Origin of the sequence: Mycobacterium sp. (genome assembly GCF_004298145.1) — a bacterium.
GTDB lineage: Bacteria > Actinomycetota > Actinomycetes > Mycobacteriales > Mycobacteriaceae > Mycobacterium.
The window spans coordinates 102,472-120,096 of the sequence record NZ_SCRH01000070.1 but is presented as its reverse complement, the minus strand read 5'-3'; the positions used below and the strand labels follow the sequence as shown (position 1 = coordinate 120,096).

Below are 17,625 nucleotides of genomic sequence, written 5' to 3'. Positions count from 1 at the left end.
TTTACCGATGGCGTACGAACCGGCGGGTAAGCGGGTGCTGATCACGGGTGCTTCGTCGGGATTGGGTGCGGCCCTGGCCCGGCGGCTGGCCGCCGGCGGCGCGGTGGTCGGGCTGATCGCGCGCCGCTCGGACCGGCTGGCCGAGGTCCTGGCCGACTGCCGGCGCGCCTCCCCGGGATCGGCGATGTGGGTGGCCGACCTGGCCGACACCCCGGCGCTGTACGACCTGGCGGTCACCGCCTGGGATGGGCTCGGCGGGATCGACGTGCTGATCAACAACGCCGCCGTCCCGAAGCGGCGGCCGGTCACCGCGCTGGATCCCGACGACGTCGAAGACGTCATGCGGGTCAACTTCTTCGCCCCGATGCGGCTGACGCTGGCCCTGTTGCCGCGGATGCGGGCGCGCGGATCGGGCATGATCGTCAACGTGTCCAGTGTGGGCGGCAGGCTCGGAATAATCCACGAAAGCGCCTACTGTGCAAGTAAATTCGCGCTATGCGGCTGGAGCGAGGCGATGGCCGTAGACCTGCACGGCGCGCCGATCTCGGTGAAGCTGATCGAGCCGGGCCCGGTGGACACCGAGATCTGGGACCAACCGGGCAGCGAGGCACCCCTCTACCGGGGACCCAAGGCCGCCGCCGACGAGGTGGCCGACGGCATCGTCGCGGCCCTGGGCGGCGAGCATTTCGAGCATTACCTGCCGGACCTGAAATCGGTCGTCGACGCCAAGAACGCCGACCTCGACGCGTTCATCGCCGGGGCGGCGGGGCTGGCGGCGCAATGAAGGCGCTGGTCTACGGCGTACCGCCGGAGCCGTTCGACGTCCCCGAGGACGCCAACGCGCTGACCCAGAACCTGGCCCGCACCCCGACCGCGCTGCGCGAGTTGCCGGATCCGCAACTGCCGCACGATGACTGGGTGCTCACCCGGCCGCGGCTGACCGGCATCTGCGGGTCGGATTCCAAGCAGATCCTGATGGATTTCGGCGCAGACGACGCCGACAACGCCATGTCCGCATTCTGCTCGTTCCCGCAAGTCATGGGTCACGAAGTGGTCGCCGACGTGGTGGCGCTGGGCCCGCGGGCGCGCGGGCTGCAGGTGGGGCAGCGGGTGGTGCTCAACCCGTGGCTGTCCTGCGGGCCGCGGGGCATCGAGCCGCCCTGCCCGGCGTGTGAGGCCGGCGACCACAGCCTGTGCTGGAGCTTCACCGACGGCGACATCAAACCCGGCATCCACACCGGTGTCTCGGCCGACGTGACGGGTGGCTACGCCGAATTGATGCCCGCCCACGACAGCATGCTGTTCGTTGTGCCGGAGTCGATTCCCGACGAGATGGCCGTGTTCGCCGACCCGTTCTCGGTGTCGCTGCACGCGGTCACCCGCCATCCGCCACCCCGCGCCGGCTCCGTCTTGGTGTACGGGGCCGGCTCGCTCGGGTTGTGTGCGGTCGCGATCCTGCGTGCGCTGTATCCCGACGTGGCCGTGGCCGTCGTGGCCCGCTTCGATGCCCAGGCCGAGCTGGCCCACCGGTTCGGCGCCGCCAAAGTCCTTGCGCACGAACCGCGTACGTCCCTCATCGAAGAACTCGTCGCGTGGGGCGGCGGCCGGTTGCGTCAGCCGCTGCTGGGTCTGCCGATGGCCCACCCCGGCGCGGTCGACGTCGTCTACGACACCGTCGGAAAGCCCGAGACCTTCGAGGTGGGGGTCCGGGTCCTGCGCTCGCGAGGGACCCTGGTGAAGGCCGGTGTCCATGCGCCCGGCCGCTGGGAGGACAGCCCGCTCTACTTCAAAGAGATTTCGTTGGTGGGCTCCAACGCCTTCGGCGTCGAAGAGGTGGACGGGCAGCGCAAGCACGCCATCGCCCACTACCTCGACCTGGCCGCCGCCCACCGGGTGGACCTGTGTCCCATGCTCACCCATACCTTCGGGTTGCCGCGTTGGCGCGACGCGTTTTTGGCGATCGCCGATCAGGGCGAGAGCGGCGCGGTCAAGGTCGCCTTCGATCAGCGGTGAGGTGGCGCACCCGAAGGCGGCGGGAGGGACGGAATGTCCAACCAGTGACCGACGTCGAACTGGTCGTCGACTGCGCGGATCGTCGCGCCGCCGCGGCCGGGATAATGCGCAGGTATCACCGTCGCTTTCGCCTGTGCGGCCTCGGTGAATATGCGACGACGGGTCACCGCGGCCGCGGCGGCGTCCACGTCGAAGGCGCACGCGTCGCCGGGTCGACGCAATTGCAGCGGGCTGTGCGTGAGATCGCCGACGAACACGGTCGGTTGACCCGCATCCAGCCACAGCACCGAGGAGCCCGGCGTGTGCCCGGGGGCGGGCCGCAGCCGAAGCGAATCGCTGATCCGGTAGTCGTCCGACCACCGGATCAGTTGTCCCGCGGCATCGATCGGTAACACGCTGTCCGCGAACACCAGCTGGTCACCGCGCTGCTGGGCCTGTTCGGCCTCGGTGTGCGGCGTTGCGCGCGCCGCGGGCCCGTCGGGCTCGAAGTGGCGGTAGTCGGCGGCGGGCAGCAGATACCGGGCATTGGGGAATGTCGGCACCCACGCGCCGTTTTCGAGCATGGTGTTCCAGCCGACGTGGTCGGAGTGCATATGGGTATTGACCACCACGTCGACGGCGTTGCGGTCGATGCCCGCCGACCGGAGCGCGGTCAAGAATGCCGTGTTCAGGTGGTCCAGCGGCGGCATGTGCGGGCGTAGCCGATCGTTGCCGACGCCGGTGTCCACGATGACGGTCAGGCCGTCGACCTGTATGACCCAGCTCTGAATCGCAATGTGCCACTGATCGGTGTCGGGATCGAAGAAGTCGGGCACCAGCAGGTCGGCATTGTCGTGCCATCCCGACCGCGGGGTTCGGGGAAAAGACGTTGTGCCCAACGAGAACCGGAGTTCCAGTACCCGCGCCAGGCTCGCGCGGCCGAGCCGGAACCGCTGCGTCACGCGTTGCCGCGCAGATAACCGTAGACCGCGGCGAAGTTGCGGTTGACGTCCTCGGGGATCGGCACCGGGCCCCCGAGAGCGCGTGCACCCCAGACGATTTGGGCGGTGCGTTCGACCAGCGCGGTGACGTGCAGGGCCTTGTCGGGCCGGGGCCCGACGGCGACCAGGCCGTGGTTGGCGATCAGGGCGGCGGCGCGGCCCTCGAGCGCGGTGACCGCGTTGGTGCCGACGTCGGGGGTCCCGGAGGCGGCGTAGTCGGTGCACCGGACGTCCCCGCCGCAATACACCGCGAACTCGTCGATACACGCGGGGATCGGCTCGTGGGCGATGGCGAACATGGTGGCCCACACCGGATGACTGTGAATGACGCTGCCGATGTCGTCGAAGGCCCGATAGCAGGCCAGGTGCAGCTGCATCTCGGAGGAGGGCGACCGACCCTCGGCGGCCTGCAGCACGGAGCCGCCGGGGTCGATGAGCACCAGGTCGTCGAGCTCCATGTCGCGGTAGTCGACGGACGACGGGGTGATGACGATGTTGCCGTCGGCGCGGCGCGCCGAGATGTTGCCGGCGGTGCCCTCCACCAGGCCCCGGCGCAACATGTCCTTGGCCGCGTCCAGCACCGCGGTCTCCGGGTCGGCGGTGAATCTAGTGGATTTCACGGATGTCATGGCCCCAGCACCTCCGGGTTGACGATATGCGCGGGCGCGCCACCGCTCAGCAGCGCTTCGAGGTCGTCGGCCACCATCTGCGCCTGCCGAGCCTCGGTGTTCCAGGTGGCGCCGCCGATGTGCGGCGTCAGGACGACGTTTCCCATCCCCACCAGCGGATGGTCGACCGGCAGCCATTCGCCGGCGAAGTGGTCGAGGCCCGCGGCGGCCACCTTGCCCGCGGTCAGGGCGTCGACCAGCGCGTCGGTGTCGTGCAGCTGGGCGCGGGCGGTATTGAGGAAGACCACGCCGTCGCGCATGGCCGCGAACTGGCCGGCGCCGATCATGCCGGCGGTGTCGTCGGTGACCGGGGCGTGCAGGGACACGATGTCGGCCTCGCCGAGCAACTCGTCGAGGCTGTGCCGCGCGTCGGGGTTGTAGGGGTCGTGCGCGATGACCCGCAGGCCCAGCCCGGACAGCCGCCACTGTGTGGCGCGGCCGACGGCGCCCAGGCCCACCAGTCCGGCTGTGAGTCCCGCGATTTCACCGCCGCGGAACCGTTGATAGGGGATGCTACCGTCGCGAAAGATATTGCCGCTGCGTACATCCGCGTCCGCGGGCAGCACGTGGCGGGTGGCGGCGAGCAGCAGGGCCACCGTCATCTCGGCGACGGCGTCGGCGTTGCGGGCGGGGGTGTTGAGCACCGGGATGCCGGCCGCGGTGGCTCCGGCGATGTCGACGTTGTTGGGGTCACCGCGGGTGGATGCCACGGCGATCAGGGCCCGCTGCCCGAAAACCGGGCCGCGCACGGAATCGCTTTCCACCACCACGATTTCGGCGCGTTCGCTCGCGATCCGGTCGGCCAGCTGTTCGGCGCTGTAGATCCGCAACGGGGTCTGTTCGATCCAGGGGTCATACACCACGTCGGCCAGCTCCCGCAGCTTGGTGAAGCCCGGGCCACGCAGCGGGGCGGTCACCAAGGCGCGCGGTTTGGACGTCACGAATGCCAATGCTGGCGTACGGTGACGCCCGTGTCACGCAAAGACGTCACAATCGGCGTCGACGTCGGCAGCACCGCGGTCAAGGCGATAGCCGCCGACGCCGACGGCAACGTGACGGCGCGGGTGCGCATCCCCCATGAGCTTCGGGTCCCGGCGGCCGACCGGCTGGAGCACGACGCCGACGAGGCGTGGCGGCGCGGGCCGTCGGCGGCCCTGAACGAATTGGTCCACCGGACCGACGTCGCGGCGGTGGCCGTCTCGGCGATGGTGCCGTCGATGACCGCCGTCGACCACACGGGCACGCCGATCACGCCGGGACTGCTCTATGGCGACGGCCGGGGCCGCACCCCCGGCGGAGACGCGCGGCCGCTGCCCGCCCTGGGCGAGGCCGCCGAGTTCTTGCGCTGGACCGCCGCCCAGGCGCCCGGCGCCGCCGGCTACTGGCCCGCGCCGGCGGTGGCCAACCACGCGCTGGCGGGCCAGGCGGTGATCGACATCGCCACCGCCGCCACGGCGTTTCCGTTGTTCGACGGGACCGGCTGGGATCCCGCCGCATGCGCCGAGCGCGGCGCGAACGTCGAGCAGATGCCGCGGGTGGAAAGCATGGGGGCCGTCGTGGGGCAGGTGCACGGCACCGGTGCCACGTTGGCCACCGGCGCCATCGACGCGCTGTGCGAACAGATCGTGGCGGGTGCCGACCGCGACGGCGACGTGTTGGTGATGTGTGGCACCACGTTGATCGTGTGGACGACCATTTCGGAGGCGCGGCAGATGCCCGGCCTGTGGACCATTCCCCACACCGCGGCCGGCAAGAGTCAGATCGGCGGGGCCAGCAACGCCGGTGGGCTGTTCCTCGGCTGGGTGGATCGCGTTGTGGCACAGGCGGATCCGACGGCTGTCGAACCCGGCCGGGTACCGGTGTGGTCGCCCTACCTGCGCGGTGAGCGCAGCCCGTTCCACGACCCGGACCGCCGTGGTGTGCTCGAGGCGCTGGATCTGACCCACGACGCCGCCGCGCTGCGGCGGGCCGCCTACGAGGCGTCCGGCTTCGTGGTGCGCCAGCTCATCGAGCTCAGCGCGGCGCCGGTGTCACGCATCGTGGCCACCGGCGGCGGCACCCGGGTCGGGCCGTGGCTGCAGGCCGTCGCCGACGCCACCGGGCGCCCTGTCGAGGTGTCCGGGGTGGCGGAAGGGGCCGCGCTGGGGGCGGCCTTCCTGGCGCGCATGGCGGCCGGTCTGGAAACGACGATCGCCGATGCCGCCCGGTGGGCCCGAACCGAACGCATCGTCGAGCCCGACCCCGCCTGGGCGGCCGCAGTTCAGGACCGCTACCAACGGTTCCTGGAGATGGCGGACCGCAGATGTAGCGCGATCCCACCACCGCCGTTCTAGGCTGGTGTAATGACCGACCACGACCGCACAGCCACCCGCCGAGAAATCGCCGACGCCCTGTCGAAAGCCGTGGAGCGGCGCCACGAAATCGCCGACGCCATCGTGGAATCAGAGAACAGGGCGGCCGCGGTCGAGACGATCGTCCGGTTGCTCGACACCTCCCACCTGGCCGCCGAAGCGGTGATGGGCATGTCGTTCGATCAGCTCACGATCGACTCGCGCCGCAAGATCCTGGCCGAACTCGAAGACCTGAACAACCAGCTGAGCTTCACCCTTCGCGAGCGCCCGGCGAGCTCGGGGGAGACGCTGGAGCTGCGGCCGTTTTCCGCGGCGACCGATCGCGACATCTTCGCCGTGCGCACCGAGGAGATCGGCGCGGCCGGTGACGGCTCCGGTGGGCCGGCCGGCAACGTGGACGACGAGATCAATGCCGCGCTGGGGCGCGTCGATGACGAAGAGGCCGCGTGGTTCGTGGCCGTCGATTCCGGCGAGAAGGTCGGCATGGTGTTCGGCGAGCTGGTCCGCGGCGAGGTCAGCGTGCGGATCTGGATTCACCCCGATCACCGCAAGCGGGGTTACGGCACCGCCGCGTTACGCAAGTCGCGTTCGGAGATGGCGTGGTGTTTCCCCGCGGTCCCGATGGTCGTGCGCGCACCCGCCGCCAAACCCCGCTGAGCGCGCAGCGCGGCGTTACGAGCCCAATGTCGCGGTAACGGCGACGATATTGGGGGACTGCGGCGTGTCAGTGGCCTCGGTGTCGTCGGGGTATTCCAGCCCGTAGTCGCCGAACAGATCCCGCCGCGGCCGGGTGGTCACCTGCCATCCCCGGCCCGTGAGGTAATCGACGACGTTGCTGCGCTCGCCGTCGAAGAACAGCCCCGAAAGGTCGATGTCGCAGCCGATTTTGGCCCACCGGTCGTTGAATTCCTGCGCGCGCTGCGACATCGTCGTGCCGTTGTCGGCGTGGTATTCGGTGGCCAGCTTGCTGCCGGGAGCGCTGAGTGCGGTGATGTTGTCGAAGAGCCGGTCCTGCCCGTCGGGCGGAAGATACATCAGGAGGCCCTCGGCGGTCCACGACGTCGGTTGCGTCACGTCAAATCCGCTGCCGCGCAGCGCGGCCGGCCAGTCCTCGCGCAGATCGATGCTGACGGTCCGCCGGTCCGCGGCCGGGGCGGCGGCCAGGCTGGCCAACGTGGCGCTCTTGAACTCGACGACCTTGGGCTGATCGACCTCGTACACCACGCTCCCCGGCGGCCAGCTCAGCCGGTAGGCACGGGCGTCGAGGCCGGCGGCCAGGATTACCGACTGGCGAATCCCGTCGCGGGCGGCGTTGAGGAAGAAGTCGTCGAAGAAGCGGGTGCGCACCGCGATCGAATCGGTCTCCAGCGTCAGGTCCCTCCCGCCGCCTCCGGCCGCCGCGTAGGCCTCGGACTCGGCGACCTCGCCGTCGACCAGGCGGCGGAAGAAATCCAGGCCGACGGCGCGCACCAAGGGGGCGGCAAACGGATCGTTGATGATCGGGTTGGTCCCCCCGCTGGCCAGCGCGCGGGCCGCGGCGACCATCGTGGCCGTGGCACCGACGCTCGAGGCCAAATCCCAGCTGTCTTGGTCGGTGCGTGTCATGCTGCTCCCCAAGTTACTTAGCAAATGCAACGAGCCAGACGCACTCTACGCCCTTCGGCTTACGGCTTCCTGTACTTTTTCCGGCGACTCGCGGCCGCGGCGCCGACACCCGGTTAACGGCCTCTGGAAAGGCCCTGACCGGACCTGACCGGATCAGCTGTTAGTCTCGTACACGGTTTAACGCGCGACGCCGTACGTCCTGGCCTGCGGGTGTTGGGCGCGTGATGCAGGAAACCCCCGGCTGCGCAGGAGGAAGAGTTGCTTTCCGCTTTCATCTCATCGTTGCGGACAGTCGACCTGAGACGGAAGATCCTCTTCACGCTTGGCATCGTCGTCTTGTACCGGGTCGGCGCCGCATTGCCGTCCCCGGGCGTCAACTATCCGAATGTCCAGCAGTGCATCAAAGAGGCCAGCGGTGGCGCGGCCGGGCAGATCTACTCGCTGATCAACCTGTTCTCGGGCGGCGCGCTGCTCAAGCTCACCGTGTTCGCGGTGGGGGTGATGCCGTACATCACGGCCAGCATCATCGTGCAGCTGCTCACGGTGGTCATCCCGCGGTTCGAGGAGCTGCGCAAGGAAGGCCAATCCGGCCAGGCCAAGATGACGCAGTACACCCGCTATCTATCCATCGCGCTGGCCGTCCTGCAGGCCACCAGCATCGTGGCGCTGGCCGCCAACGGTGGGCTGCTGCAGGGGTGCTCGCTCGAGATCATCGCCGACCAGAGCATCTTGACGCTGGTCGTCATCGTGTTGGTGATGACCGGCGGCGCGGCGCTGGTGATGTGGATGGGTGAGCTGATCACCGAACGCGGCATCGGTAACGGCATGTCGTTGCTGATCTTCATCGGCATCGCGGCCCGCATCCCGGCGGAGGGCAAAAGCATCCTGGACAGCCGCGGCGGGATGATCTTCACCGCCGTCTGCGTGGCCGCGCTGATCATCATCGTCGGCGTGGTGTTCGTCGAGCAGGGCCAGCGCCGCATCCCGGTGCAGTACGCCAAGCGCATGGTGGGCCGGCGGATGTACGGCGGCACCTCGACGTATCTGCCGCTCAAGGTCAACCAGGCCGGTGTCATCCCGGTCATCTTCGCGTCCTCGCTCATCTATATCCCGCACCTGGTCACCCAGCTGGTCCGCAGCGGCAGCGGCGGTGTCGGCAACAGCTGGTGGGACAAGTTCGTCGGCAGCTACCTGTCCGACCCCGGTGATCCGGTCTACATCGGCTTGTATTTCGGGCTGATCATCTTCTTCACGTATTTCTATGTGTCGATCACGTTCAACCCCGACGAGCGCGCCGACGAGATGAAGAAGTTCGGCGGGTTCATCCCCGGGATCCGGCCGGGCAAGCCGACCGCCGATTACCTGCGTTTCGTGCTGAGCCGAATCACCCTGCCCGGCTCGATCTACCTCGGTGCAATTTCGGTGCTGCCCAACTTGTTCCTGGAGATCGGCAATGGGGGAGCGGTGCAGAACCTGCCGTTCGGCGGTACCGCGGTGTTGATCATGATTGGCGTGGGCTTGGATACGGTCAAGCAGATCGAGAGCCAGCTCATGCAGCGCAACTATGAAGGGTTCCTCAAGTGAGAGTCGTTTTGCTGGGACCGCCGGGGGCGGGCAAGGGAACGCAGGCCCAGAAGCTCTCCGAAAAGCTCGGGATCCCGCAAATCTCCACCGGTGAGCTGTTCCGCAGCAACATCGAGAACGGCACCAAACTCGGCCTGGAGGCCAAGCGTTACCTGGACGCCGGCGACCTGGTGCCCTCGGAGCTGACCAACCAGCTCGTCGATGACCGCCTGAGAGATCCGGATGCGGCCAACGGCTTCATCCTGGACGGCTTTCCGCGGTCGCTGCAGCAGGCCAAGGCGCTGCACGAGATGCTCGAACGCCGCGGCACCGACATCGACGCGGTATTGGAGTTCCGTGTCTCCCAGGACGAGCTGCTGCAACGACTCAAATCGCGCGGCCGCGCCGACGACACCGACGACGTCATCCTGAACCGGATGAAGGTCTATCGGGACGAGACCGCGCCGCTGCTGGACTACTACAGCCACGAGCTCAAGACGGTCGACGCCATCGGCAGCATGGACGAAGTGTTCGCCCGCGCGCTGCAGGCGCTGGGCAAGTAGGCATGACCCCGCTGGCGCGGCTGCGGAGTCGCAAGGTGGTGCCGCAGCGCAGCGCCGGTGAGCTCGACGCCATGGCCGCGGCGGGCGCGGTGGTCGCGGCCGCGCTGCAGGCGGTCCGCGCGGCCGCGGTGTCCGGAGTATCGACGCTGAGCCTCGACGAAATCGCCGAATCGGTGATCCGGGATGCCGGCGCGGTGCCGTCGTTCCTGGGCTATCACGGCTACCCCGCGTCGATCTGTGCGTCGGTCAACGAACGGGTTGTCCACGGAATCCCTTCGGCCGCAGAGGTTTTGGCGTCCGGTGACCTGGTTTCGATCGACTGCGGCGCGGTGCTGGACGGCTGGCACGGCGACGCCGCGATCACCTTCGGGGTCGGATCGCTGGCGCCGGCCGACGAAGAGCTGTCGCAGGCCACCCGGGAATCGCTGGAAGCCGGGATCGCGGCGATGGTGCCCGGTAACCGGTTGACCGACGTATCGCACGCCATCGAGATGGGTACGCACGCGGCCGAGGCCCGCCACTCGCGGGCCTTCGGGATCGTCGAGGGCTACGGCGGCCACGGCATCGGCCGGGAGATGCACATGGACCCGTTCCTGCCCAACGAGGGCTCTCCCGGACGCGGCCCGCTGCTGGCCCCCGGGTCGGTGCTGGCCATCGAACCGATGCTGACGCTGGGAACCGGCAAGACCGTGGTGCTCGAGGACCAGTGGACGGTCACCACCGCCGACGGGTCGCGTGCGGCACACTGGGAGCACACCGTTGCGGTCACCGACGCCGGGCCGCGCATCCTGACCCTGGCCTAGGAGCGTGAACCCGCCGCGATCGCAAGGGCGGCGGAGCCGGGCGCAGCGGGTCGGGGCCCATTGAACCGAGCCCCTGCTCCGCTCGTTCCCTTGGCAGGAGGTGATCGAGTGGCTCGTGTGGCTGGCACGTGGAGAGCGTCCGGGGTTGCGGAAGCCGCTCTGATGAAGGCCCTCTACGACGAACATGCCGCGGTTCTGTGGCGCTATGCGCTGCGGCTGACGGGGGACGCGAGCCAGTCCGAGGACGTGGTTCAGGAGACGTTGTTACGGGCGTGGCAACATCCCGAGGTCGTCGGGGACACCGAGCGCTCGGCGCGGGCGTGGTTGTTCACCGTCGCCCGCAACATGATCATCGACGACCGGCGCAGCGCGCGGTTCCGCAATGTCGTCGGTTCGACAGACGTAGCGGGGGCGCCCGAACAGTCCACGCCGGATGAGGTCAATGCGGCGCTGGACCGGTTCCTGATCGCGGACGCGATGGCCCAGTTGTCCGCCGAGCATCGAGCCGTGATCGAACGGTCCTACTACCGCGGTTGGACCACCACACAGATTGCTACAGACCTCGGCATCGCGGAGGGAACGGTGAAGTCGCGACTACACTATGCGGTGCGGGCGTTGCGACTCACTCTGCAGGAACTTGGGGTTACCCGATGAGGGACTCCGAATACTTGAGGGGTGATGGAGATGGATGAAATGAGGACGCCGGTGCAGGATGTCGGCCCTCCCGAAGACCGCTACGCGATGTGGGATGCCGCATACGTGCTGGGATCGCTGTCGGCCGCGCAACGCCGCGAATTCGAGACGCACCTGGCGCACTGCCCGGCCTGCCGGGAGGCGGTCGCCGACCTCAGTGGCGTGCCGGCCCTGCTTTCTCAGCTGGACCGCGACGAAGTGGCCGCGATCGACGAGTCCGGCCCGGCGCCGGAGATGTCTGAAAAGTTGTTGCCGTCCTTGCTGGCGACGGTGCGATGGCGCCGGCGCCGCACCCGGGTGGTGACCTGGGTCGCGTCGGCCGCCGCGGCCGCGGTGTTGGCGATCGGGGTGTTCGTCGGCCTTGAGGGGTGGTCGTCGACTCCGGCCCAGCAGGTGACCGCGTCGGCCGAGCCCATGGCGCAGGTGAGTACCAGTCTGCTGACCTCCAGCGTCCAGGTCAGCAGCCAGCACTGGGGAACATCCATCAACCTGCGGTGCGTGTGTCTGGCCCCGCTCAATGCGCACCATGACACGCTGGCGATGGTCGTGGTCGGTCGTGACGGCAGCCAAACCCGACTGGCGACGTGGGTGGCCGTGCCCGGCCACACCGCGACACCCGCGGGCGCGATCTCGACCCCGGTCGACCAGATCGCCGCCGTGCAAGTGGTGGCCGCCGACAGCGGCAAGGTGCTGTTGCAGCGTTCGCTGTAGAGGATCGGAGCCAGCGTGTTCGGCTACGGGCGTTCGCTGCGGGTGCTGGTGGTGGGCGCCGGTGTGGCCGGCATCTCCGTCGCCCGGGGACTGCTGCGGGACGGCCATGACGTCACCGTTTTCGAGCGGCGGCCGGATGTGCGGGCCGCCGGCGGTGCGGTGACGATCTGGTCCAACGGCGAGACGGTCCTGAACCAGCTGGGTGTCGACATGGACGGCGCCGGTCAGCTGCTGGCTACCGTGCGGGCCGTGACGTCCAAGGGGCGCCGGCTCGCCACGCTCGACGTGACCGCGATGGTGCGCCGGCTGGGCGCACCCGTGCGGATGGTTCCGCGCCGGGTCCTGCTGGAACGGCTGCTGGAGGGGTTCGAAGCCGAGCGCATCCGGTGCGACTCGCGGGTGGTCGCGGTGGTCGGTGCGGGTGACCGGGTCCGCGTCGAGTTCGCCGATGGCGCCGTGGCCGACGGGGACGTGTTGATCGGGGCCGACGGCCTGCGCTCGATGGTGCGCGATTGGGTCGGCGCGCGGGACGCGAAGCCCACCGGCTGGTGTAGCTGGCAGGGGCTGATCACCCTTCCGGGGATTCCGGAGATCACAGAATCCGATGCCGCGCTGATGATCATCGGTGCGCGCGGAAACCTCGGCCTGTGGCCGGCGGGCGGTTCCGACGTGCAGTGGTGGTTCGACCTGCCGTGGTCGTCAGACTTCGTCCGACCGCAACGCCCCATCGAGATGATCCGCTCCCATTTCGCCGGATGGTCCGACCCGGTCGATCGGGTGCTCGCGACATTGACCGACGACGATTTGGCCCACTCGCCGTTTCCGCATTTCCGGCATCCGATTCCGCGCGGGGGCCGGGGCCCGGTCACGTTGCTCGGCGATGCCGCGCACACGATGCCGCCCACCCTCGCGCAGGGGACCAACCAGGCGTTGCTCGACACGATGGTCCTGTGCCGGGCGCTGGCGGGTGTCCGTCGCGGGACGGGCCGCCGCGGCACCGACGTTTCGAGCGCGCTGCGCTGGTATGAGAAGACCCGGCGACGCAAAGTCATGGCCGTGTCCTGGGCGGCGTCGTTGCCGGTGTCGCACGGTGAATTCGTGCTGGGGCCGGCCGCACTGATCTCCGACCGGCTGCAGGCCTGCGCGCTGACGGCATTTCTGCGCTTCACGAGTCACCGCCGGATGGCCGCCGATATCAGCCGAAACTTGGGGGTAGCGGCGACGGTCCCGTCAAGCCCGTGAGTAACCCGACCGATTCCGTAAGGGTGCGAGGCGATTTCGATGCGCCCTCCCGCTGGCTCTGGCTGGTGAAGTGGTGTGTGCTGGCCGTCCCGCACTACCCGATATTGATACTCCTCTACCTGGTGTATCCGTTCTCGACGGTCGCCGCCGGCGTGGCCATCTTGGGTACCGGGCGGTATCCGCGGCCGCTCTTCGAATTCAACGTCGGGGTGTTGCGCTGGTCATGGCGAGTGATGAACTACCGGTTCCCGATGAACAGCACCGACCAGTACCCGCCTTTCACGCTCGCGTCCCGGCCCGACTATCCCGCTGATCTTGCGGTCGACTATCCGGAACGGCTGAAAAACTCGGCGGTGCCGGTGAAGTTGCTGCTGGCGATCCCGCAGGTGCTGCTGTGCTGGTCGATGGAGCCGCTGCTGCAGGTGCTGTGTCTCATCGCCGCGCTGACGCTGTTGTTCACCGGAACCATCCCGCCAACCATATTCGATCTGCTCATGGGAATGGTGCGCTGGCGGTACCGGGTGGCGGTGTACGTGTCGTTGATGCGCGACGAATATCCGCCGTTCCGAATGGATTTGGGTGGCCGATGACTCACCACAATCTCCTGTTCCCCTATGTCTATCGATTCGGCCAGCCGGCTTTCGACCGGCTGTTCTACCACCGGTATCGACGGGCCGCCCTGAGTAACGCCACCGGCCGGCTGTTGATGCTCGGACTGGGGCCGGGAACCGACTTGGTGTTTCTGCCCGCGGCGGTGACGTCGGTCGCCGCCGTGGAGCCCGAGGCGCCGTTTCGGCGGATGGCTTCCCGGCTCGCTCAGCGCCGCGGCGTCGCGGTGGACATCGTCGAGGGAGTCGGTGAGTCAATTCCCTTCCCGGACAACTCTTTCGACTCCGTACATATCGGTCTTGTGTTGTGCTCGGTCGACGACGTGGCCGCTACGCTCGGCGAGATCCGGCGGGTGCTGGTCCCCGGGGGCAGGCTGGTGGTCCTCGAGCATGTGCGCGGGGACGGCGCGACGGGCCGGTTCCAAGACCTGATCGCCAAGCCGTGGTCGTGGCTGGCCGGCGGTTGCGAGCCGAACCGGCGAACCCTCGAGGCCATCGCCGCGGCCGGATTCGAGACCACCGCGCTGCGCAGCATTCCGCGAACGCCGGTGCCCTTTCCGTGCAAACCTCATCTGCGGGGATTCGCCACCTCTACTCGACGCTGACCGCCTCGATGATGTTGAGCTGCGCCGCACGCCGTGCCGGCGGCACCGAGCCGAGCAGGCTGATCGCCAGCGCCCCGAGGGTGAAGGCGAGCGCCAGCGGGCTCAACCGAAAGCCGACTTCGAAATTCATGATGTCCCCGCTGATGCGGCTGAACAGCCACTGGTCCGTCAGCCCCAGCGCGAGCCCCAAAACGCCGCCGACCAAACCGATTCCGGCCGCCTCCGCGAGCACCATCCGCAGTGTGAAGCGCCGGCTGGACCCCATCGCGCGCAGCACGCCGATTTCGCGCCGGCGTTCGGTCACCGAGAGCGTCAACGTGTTGAGCAGTGCGACCGCGGCCACCGCCACGACGATGATCCACACCGCGTTGGCGATGAACATGCTCTGGTGCAGCGGAGCCGCAAGCCCCGCCAGCGCGACGCGACCGTCGTACACGTGGTTCGGCGCCGGCACCGCCTCGCGGACGCTGGCCAACAGTCGCTGCCGATTCACTCCGGGGGCCGCGGCGATCTGCAGGGTCGTCGCCGCCGGGCGATCGAACCATGCCCGCAGGTGATCGAGATCGATGCCGATGGTGCCGATGACGGTCGAGAAGAACGGCACCACGGCCAGCACGGCCACCGACCGCGGGCCGTGCGGCGTCTGCAGCCGCAGTTGGTCGCCGGCCCGGACGTGCAGAATTCTGCCCAGGTTCTGCGTGAGCACCACGCCGCGACCGGCGAGCACCTCGGTGCGCACTCGTTCGTCGAGCGAGCGGTACAGCGCGTCGTGGCTGCCGGCGGAAAACCCGTCGAGCAGGACGCGGGTGTCGCCGACGACGGCGAACCCGACCGCGCCCTCGGTCACTCGCGCCACACCGGGGAGTGCGGCGACTTTCGCGGAAAGGCCCTGTGGCAGAACGTCGGTGGGGTAGCTGTCGGGCGGATCTGCGCTCACCCACACGTCGGCAGCGGCGACCGGTGAAAAGATGTCCCGCGCCGATCGAATCATGTCGGCGTTCGTGCCGGTGATCACGACGGTGGTGAGCACCCCGATGAGCACGGTCATCACGGTTGCCCACACTCGGCGCGGCGCACGCCGGATCGTCGCCGCCGCGAGCGCCCCGGACGATCCGAACATTCGCGCCGTCACCGCCGTCACGGTGACGATGGGCGCGGTGAGCCCGAAGCCCAGGGCGATCTCGGCGCCTAACACCACGGCCATCGCGATGAACGCGTAGCTGCCGCGCTGGCCGGTGACGACCAACGTCGAGAACGCGAATGCCGCAACGGCCCCAAGCCCACTCGCGATGCGCAGCCACCGCGGCACGACATCGGCCGCCGAGGCCCCGATCGGCGCCAGCGCCTCGATCGGCGAAACCTTGTACACCTGCCGTGCCGCCATCGCCGACGCCGCCACGCTGGTGAGCGCCGTCGCCGCCAGTGCCAGCGGTATCGCATAACCGGGCAGCCAATACTCGACGCGGGCCTCGAGTCCCTGCGTCAGCGCCGGAGGCAGTCGGCCGATCGCGATGTGGCCCGCCACAATTCCCAGTCCGGAACCGATGGCTCCGCCGATCAGCCCGAGAATCGCGGCCTCCGCGAGCATGTCGCCGACAATGGTGGCGCGCCGGCCGCCGATCGCGCGCAGCATCGAGATGACCGGCCGGCGCGCCGTGATCGCCATCGTCATCGTGGTGTAGATCAAAAACGCGCCGACCACCAACGCAACGGCGGCGCCCAGCAGGGCCATGTAGTTCATCAGCCTGACACCGTCACCGGCCCGGGCCGCCCGGAGGCTCGGGGCCGCGACGATCGCACGGCCGTTCACTGCTCCGGTGACCGCGGCGCGAACGGCGCCGGGGTCGGCGCCCGGCTTCATGCTGATCAGTATCGAGTCGAGTTGGCCGGTGCGGCCGGTGGCGTTCTGCGCCAAAGCGAGTGGCGCAAGAACGTAATGTCCGCCGTTCAGGTCCGCATATTGCTTGCCGGCGAGCACGTCGGTGACCGTCACCGAAGCCGAACCCAGTTGAAATGCCTGGCCTTTCGCATAGCCGACGCGGGGTCCGACCTGAACGCCGGACGGCGCCGAAGACAGCGCCTGCACGGGCCGGGTGACCGCGTCTTTGAGGGCGCCGCCCAGGGCGGCGGTGCTCGCATCCGCGCCCAGCAGCAGCACCGGCCCCGACGGTGTGGGCGTCGACGTCCGAATCATCGGTGCCGCGGTGGCGACGCCGGGAACGGCCGCCACTTCGGCCAGGATCGACTCGGGGAATCCGGCGTCGGTGATGCCGGACACCTCGAGCGCGGCGACCCCGGCGATCCCGTCGGCCAGCCGGCCAACCGATCCGGTGATCGACCCGAAGATCCCCAAAATCGCCACCAAATACGTTGCCGAGACCGCCATTACGGCGATCGACGCGAACGTACGGCGCCGGTGCACGGCAAGCTCCCGCAGACTGAATACGCGCAGCCTGCTCGCCGTGGCGGTGATCTTGAAGCCGCGCTGCGCCCCGGGTTTCACCCCGCGACCGCCATGACGTCCGACCCGATCCGGCCGTCCTGCAGCGTGACGACCCGGTCGGTGGCCGCGGCCGCATCGGAGTTGTGGGTGACCATCACCACCAGCCGGCCCCGACCGTCCTCGTGCGCCACCTCGGCCAGGAGCGCCAAAATGGCTGCGCCCGTAGTGGAGTCCAGGTTTCCGGTCGGCTCGTCGGCGAGAATCAGCGGCGGGTTCATCATCATTGCGCGCGCCACCGCCACCCGCTGCATCTGGCCGCCGGACAGCTCCGCCGGCCGGTGCTGGGTCCGGTGGCCGAGTCCGACCCGGTCCAGCAACCGGATCGCATCCGGCTTGGCCCTGCCCAGCCGGACACCGTCGAGCAGTCTGGGGATCGCCACGTTCTCCCAGGCCGACAGCGTCGGCAACAGATTGAAGAACTGAAAGATGAAACCCACCCGGTGATGGCGGAACCGCGACTGCTGTTCGTCGCCGAGGCGGCCGATCTCCTCGCCGTCGAAGGTGATGGACCCCGAATCGGGGGAATCCAAAGCGCCGAGTAGGTGCAGCAACGTGCTTTTACCCGCCCCGGAGGGCCCGACGACCGACACGAACTGCTCGTCGGCCAGCCGCAGGCTGATATCGTCGAGCGCCCGCACCGTCTGACCGCCGACCCGGTACTCGCGCACCACGTTGCGCAGTTCGATGGTCATTCAGGCACCACGATGGCGAGTGGCG

At 68.8% G+C, this 17,625-nt stretch carries 18 protein-coding genes; 12 read left to right on the top strand and 6 right to left on the bottom strand.

Translation table 11 applies throughout. The features are described from left to right. Positions 1-7 precede the first annotated feature (7 nt). Both EPN51_RS28035 and EPN51_RS28030 read left to right on the top strand, forming a co-directional pair. Positions 8-784 (top strand): SDR family NAD(P)-dependent oxidoreductase, encoded by a 777-nt coding sequence (locus tag EPN51_RS28035; protein WP_293049132.1) that lies wholly within the window; start codon positions 8-10, stop codon positions 782-784. Next, positions 781-2,013: a zinc-binding dehydrogenase gene (locus EPN51_RS28030; protein WP_293049131.1), complete on the top strand. Its 1,233-nt coding sequence runs from the start codon at positions 781-783 to the stop codon at positions 2,011-2,013. The genes EPN51_RS28035 and EPN51_RS28030 overlap by 4 nt, the downstream gene beginning before the upstream one ends. Here the strand turns inward: EPN51_RS28030 and EPN51_RS28025 are convergent. From EPN51_RS28025 to EPN51_RS28015, 3 genes are read right to left on the bottom strand one after another with little or no spacing between them, the layout of a single operon-like run. Beyond that, positions 2,004-2,954 (bottom strand): MBL fold metallo-hydrolase, encoded by a 951-nt coding sequence (locus EPN51_RS28025; RefSeq protein ID WP_293049130.1) that lies wholly within the window; start codon positions 2,952-2,954, stop codon positions 2,004-2,006. The two genes, EPN51_RS28030 and EPN51_RS28025, sit on opposite strands and share 10 nt — an antisense overlap. After that, positions 2,951-3,622, bottom strand: a complete 672-nt coding sequence (locus tag EPN51_RS28020) for an L-fuculose-phosphate aldolase (RefSeq protein WP_293049129.1) — start codon at positions 3,620-3,622, stop codon at positions 2,951-2,953. The genes EPN51_RS28025 and EPN51_RS28020 overlap by 4 nt, the downstream gene beginning before the upstream one ends. Continuing rightward, complete coding sequence (locus tag EPN51_RS28015) at positions 3,619-4,602, bottom strand: NAD(P)-dependent oxidoreductase (protein WP_293049128.1); 984 nt, start codon at positions 4,600-4,602, stop codon at positions 3,619-3,621. Before EPN51_RS28015 ends, EPN51_RS28020 begins: the two co-directional genes overlap by 4 nt. 30 nt (positions 4,603-4,632) lie before the next feature. Between EPN51_RS28015 and EPN51_RS28010 the strand changes: the two genes are divergently transcribed. Both EPN51_RS28010 and EPN51_RS28005 read left to right on the top strand, forming a co-directional pair. Beyond that, positions 4,633-5,994 carry an FGGY-family carbohydrate kinase gene (locus EPN51_RS28010; RefSeq protein WP_293049127.1) on the top strand — a complete coding sequence of 454 codons (1,362 nt, stop codon included), beginning with the start codon at positions 4,633-4,635 and terminating at the stop codon, positions 5,992-5,994. Positions 5,995-6,003: 9 nt separating this feature from the next. Further along, entirely contained in the window at positions 6,004-6,669 is a 666-nt protein-coding gene (locus EPN51_RS28005; protein ID WP_293049126.1) for a GNAT family N-acetyltransferase, read from the top strand. A 15-nt stretch (positions 6,670-6,684) separates the two neighbouring features. Here EPN51_RS28005 and EPN51_RS28000 read toward each other — a convergent pair whose 3' ends face one another. Then, positions 6,685-7,617 carry a class I SAM-dependent methyltransferase gene (locus tag EPN51_RS28000; protein ID WP_293049125.1) on the bottom strand — a complete coding sequence of 311 codons (933 nt, stop codon included), beginning with the start codon at positions 7,615-7,617 and terminating at the stop codon, positions 6,685-6,687. A gap of 258 nt (positions 7,618-7,875) precedes the next feature. On the opposite strand from EPN51_RS28000, the gene secY reads away from it, so the two are divergent. The 8 genes from secY (at position 7,876) to EPN51_RS27960 (ending at position 14,405) form a co-directional block, all read left to right on the top strand. Beyond that, positions 7,876-9,201, top strand: a complete 1,326-nt coding sequence (gene secY / locus EPN51_RS27995) for a preprotein translocase subunit SecY (RefSeq protein WP_293049124.1) — start codon at positions 7,876-7,878, stop codon at positions 9,199-9,201. Continuing rightward, complete coding sequence (locus EPN51_RS27990; protein WP_293049123.1) at positions 9,198-9,743, top strand: adenylate kinase; 546 nt, start codon at positions 9,198-9,200, stop codon at positions 9,741-9,743. Before secY ends, EPN51_RS27990 begins: the two co-directional genes overlap by 4 nt. Before the next feature lie 2 nt (positions 9,744-9,745). Next, complete coding sequence (gene map / locus EPN51_RS27985) at positions 9,746-10,546, top strand: type I methionyl aminopeptidase (RefSeq protein ID WP_293049122.1); 801 nt, start codon at positions 9,746-9,748, stop codon at positions 10,544-10,546. A 108-nt stretch (positions 10,547-10,654) separates the two neighbouring features. Next, positions 10,655-11,200 carry a sigma-70 family RNA polymerase sigma factor gene (locus tag EPN51_RS27980; RefSeq protein ID WP_293049121.1) on the top strand — a complete coding sequence of 182 codons (546 nt, stop codon included), beginning with the start codon at positions 10,655-10,657 and terminating at the stop codon, positions 11,198-11,200. A 30-nt stretch (positions 11,201-11,230) separates the two neighbouring features. Beyond that, complete coding sequence (locus EPN51_RS27975) at positions 11,231-11,950, top strand: zf-HC2 domain-containing protein (protein ID WP_293049120.1); 720 nt, start codon at positions 11,231-11,233, stop codon at positions 11,948-11,950. Positions 11,951-11,965: 15 nt separating this feature from the next. Next, on the top strand, positions 11,966-13,192 hold the full coding sequence (locus tag EPN51_RS27970) for an NAD(P)/FAD-dependent oxidoreductase (RefSeq protein WP_293049119.1): 1,227 nt from the start codon (positions 11,966-11,968) through the stop codon (positions 13,190-13,192). Between the two features lie 23 nt (positions 13,193-13,215). Then, a complete protein-coding gene (locus tag EPN51_RS27965; RefSeq protein ID WP_293049154.1) occupies positions 13,216-13,782 on the top strand; it encodes a DUF4389 domain-containing protein in 567 nt (188 codons plus the stop codon). Next, positions 13,779-14,405: a class I SAM-dependent methyltransferase gene (locus tag EPN51_RS27960; protein ID WP_293049118.1), complete on the top strand. Its 627-nt coding sequence runs from the start codon at positions 13,779-13,781 to the stop codon at positions 14,403-14,405. The genes EPN51_RS27965 and EPN51_RS27960 overlap by 4 nt, the downstream gene beginning before the upstream one ends. Here the strand turns inward: EPN51_RS27960 and EPN51_RS27955 are convergent. Together EPN51_RS27955 and EPN51_RS27950 are read right to left on the bottom strand one after the other, a co-directional pair. Then, positions 14,392-16,908, bottom strand: a complete 2,517-nt coding sequence (locus EPN51_RS27955; RefSeq protein ID WP_293049117.1) for an FtsX-like permease family protein — start codon at positions 16,906-16,908, stop codon at positions 14,392-14,394. The genes EPN51_RS27960 and EPN51_RS27955 overlap by 14 nt on opposite strands. Further along, entirely contained in the window at positions 16,905-17,600 is a 696-nt protein-coding gene (locus EPN51_RS27950) for an ABC transporter ATP-binding protein (protein ID WP_293049116.1), read from the bottom strand. Before EPN51_RS27950 ends, EPN51_RS27955 begins: the two co-directional genes overlap by 4 nt. Between the last annotated feature and the right edge of the window lie 25 nt (positions 17,601-17,625).

What these genes read in the sequence shown, in the direction of transcription:
- EPN51_RS28000 (WP_293049125.1), bottom strand. Translation starts at nt 7,617, where the DNA reads ATGACACGCACCGACCAAGACAGCTGGGATTTGGCCTCGAGCGTCGGT.
- map (WP_293049122.1), top strand. Translation starts at nt 9,746, where the DNA reads ATGACCCCGCTGGCGCGGCTGCGGAGTCGCAAGGTGGTGCCGCAGCGC.
- EPN51_RS28030 (WP_293049131.1), top strand. Translation starts at nt 781, where the DNA reads ATGAAGGCGCTGGTCTACGGCGTACCGCCGGAGCCGTTCGACGTCCCC.
- EPN51_RS27975 (WP_293049120.1), top strand. Translation starts at nt 11,231, where the DNA reads ATGGATGAAATGAGGACGCCGGTGCAGGATGTCGGCCCTCCCGAAGAC.
- EPN51_RS28005 (WP_293049126.1), top strand. Translation starts at nt 6,004, where the DNA reads ATGACCGACCACGACCGCACAGCCACCCGCCGAGAAATCGCCGACGCC.
- EPN51_RS27950 (WP_293049116.1), bottom strand. Translation starts at nt 17,600, where the DNA reads ATGACCATCGAACTGCGCAACGTGGTGCGCGAGTACCGGGTCGGCGGT.
- EPN51_RS27960 (WP_293049118.1), top strand. Translation starts at nt 13,779, where the DNA reads ATGACTCACCACAATCTCCTGTTCCCCTATGTCTATCGATTCGGCCAG.
- EPN51_RS28035 (WP_293049132.1), top strand. Translation starts at nt 8, where the DNA reads ATGGCGTACGAACCGGCGGGTAAGCGGGTGCTGATCACGGGTGCTTCG.
- EPN51_RS28020 (WP_293049129.1), bottom strand. Translation starts at nt 3,622, where the DNA reads ATGACATCCGTGAAATCCACTAGATTCACCGCCGACCCGGAGACCGCG.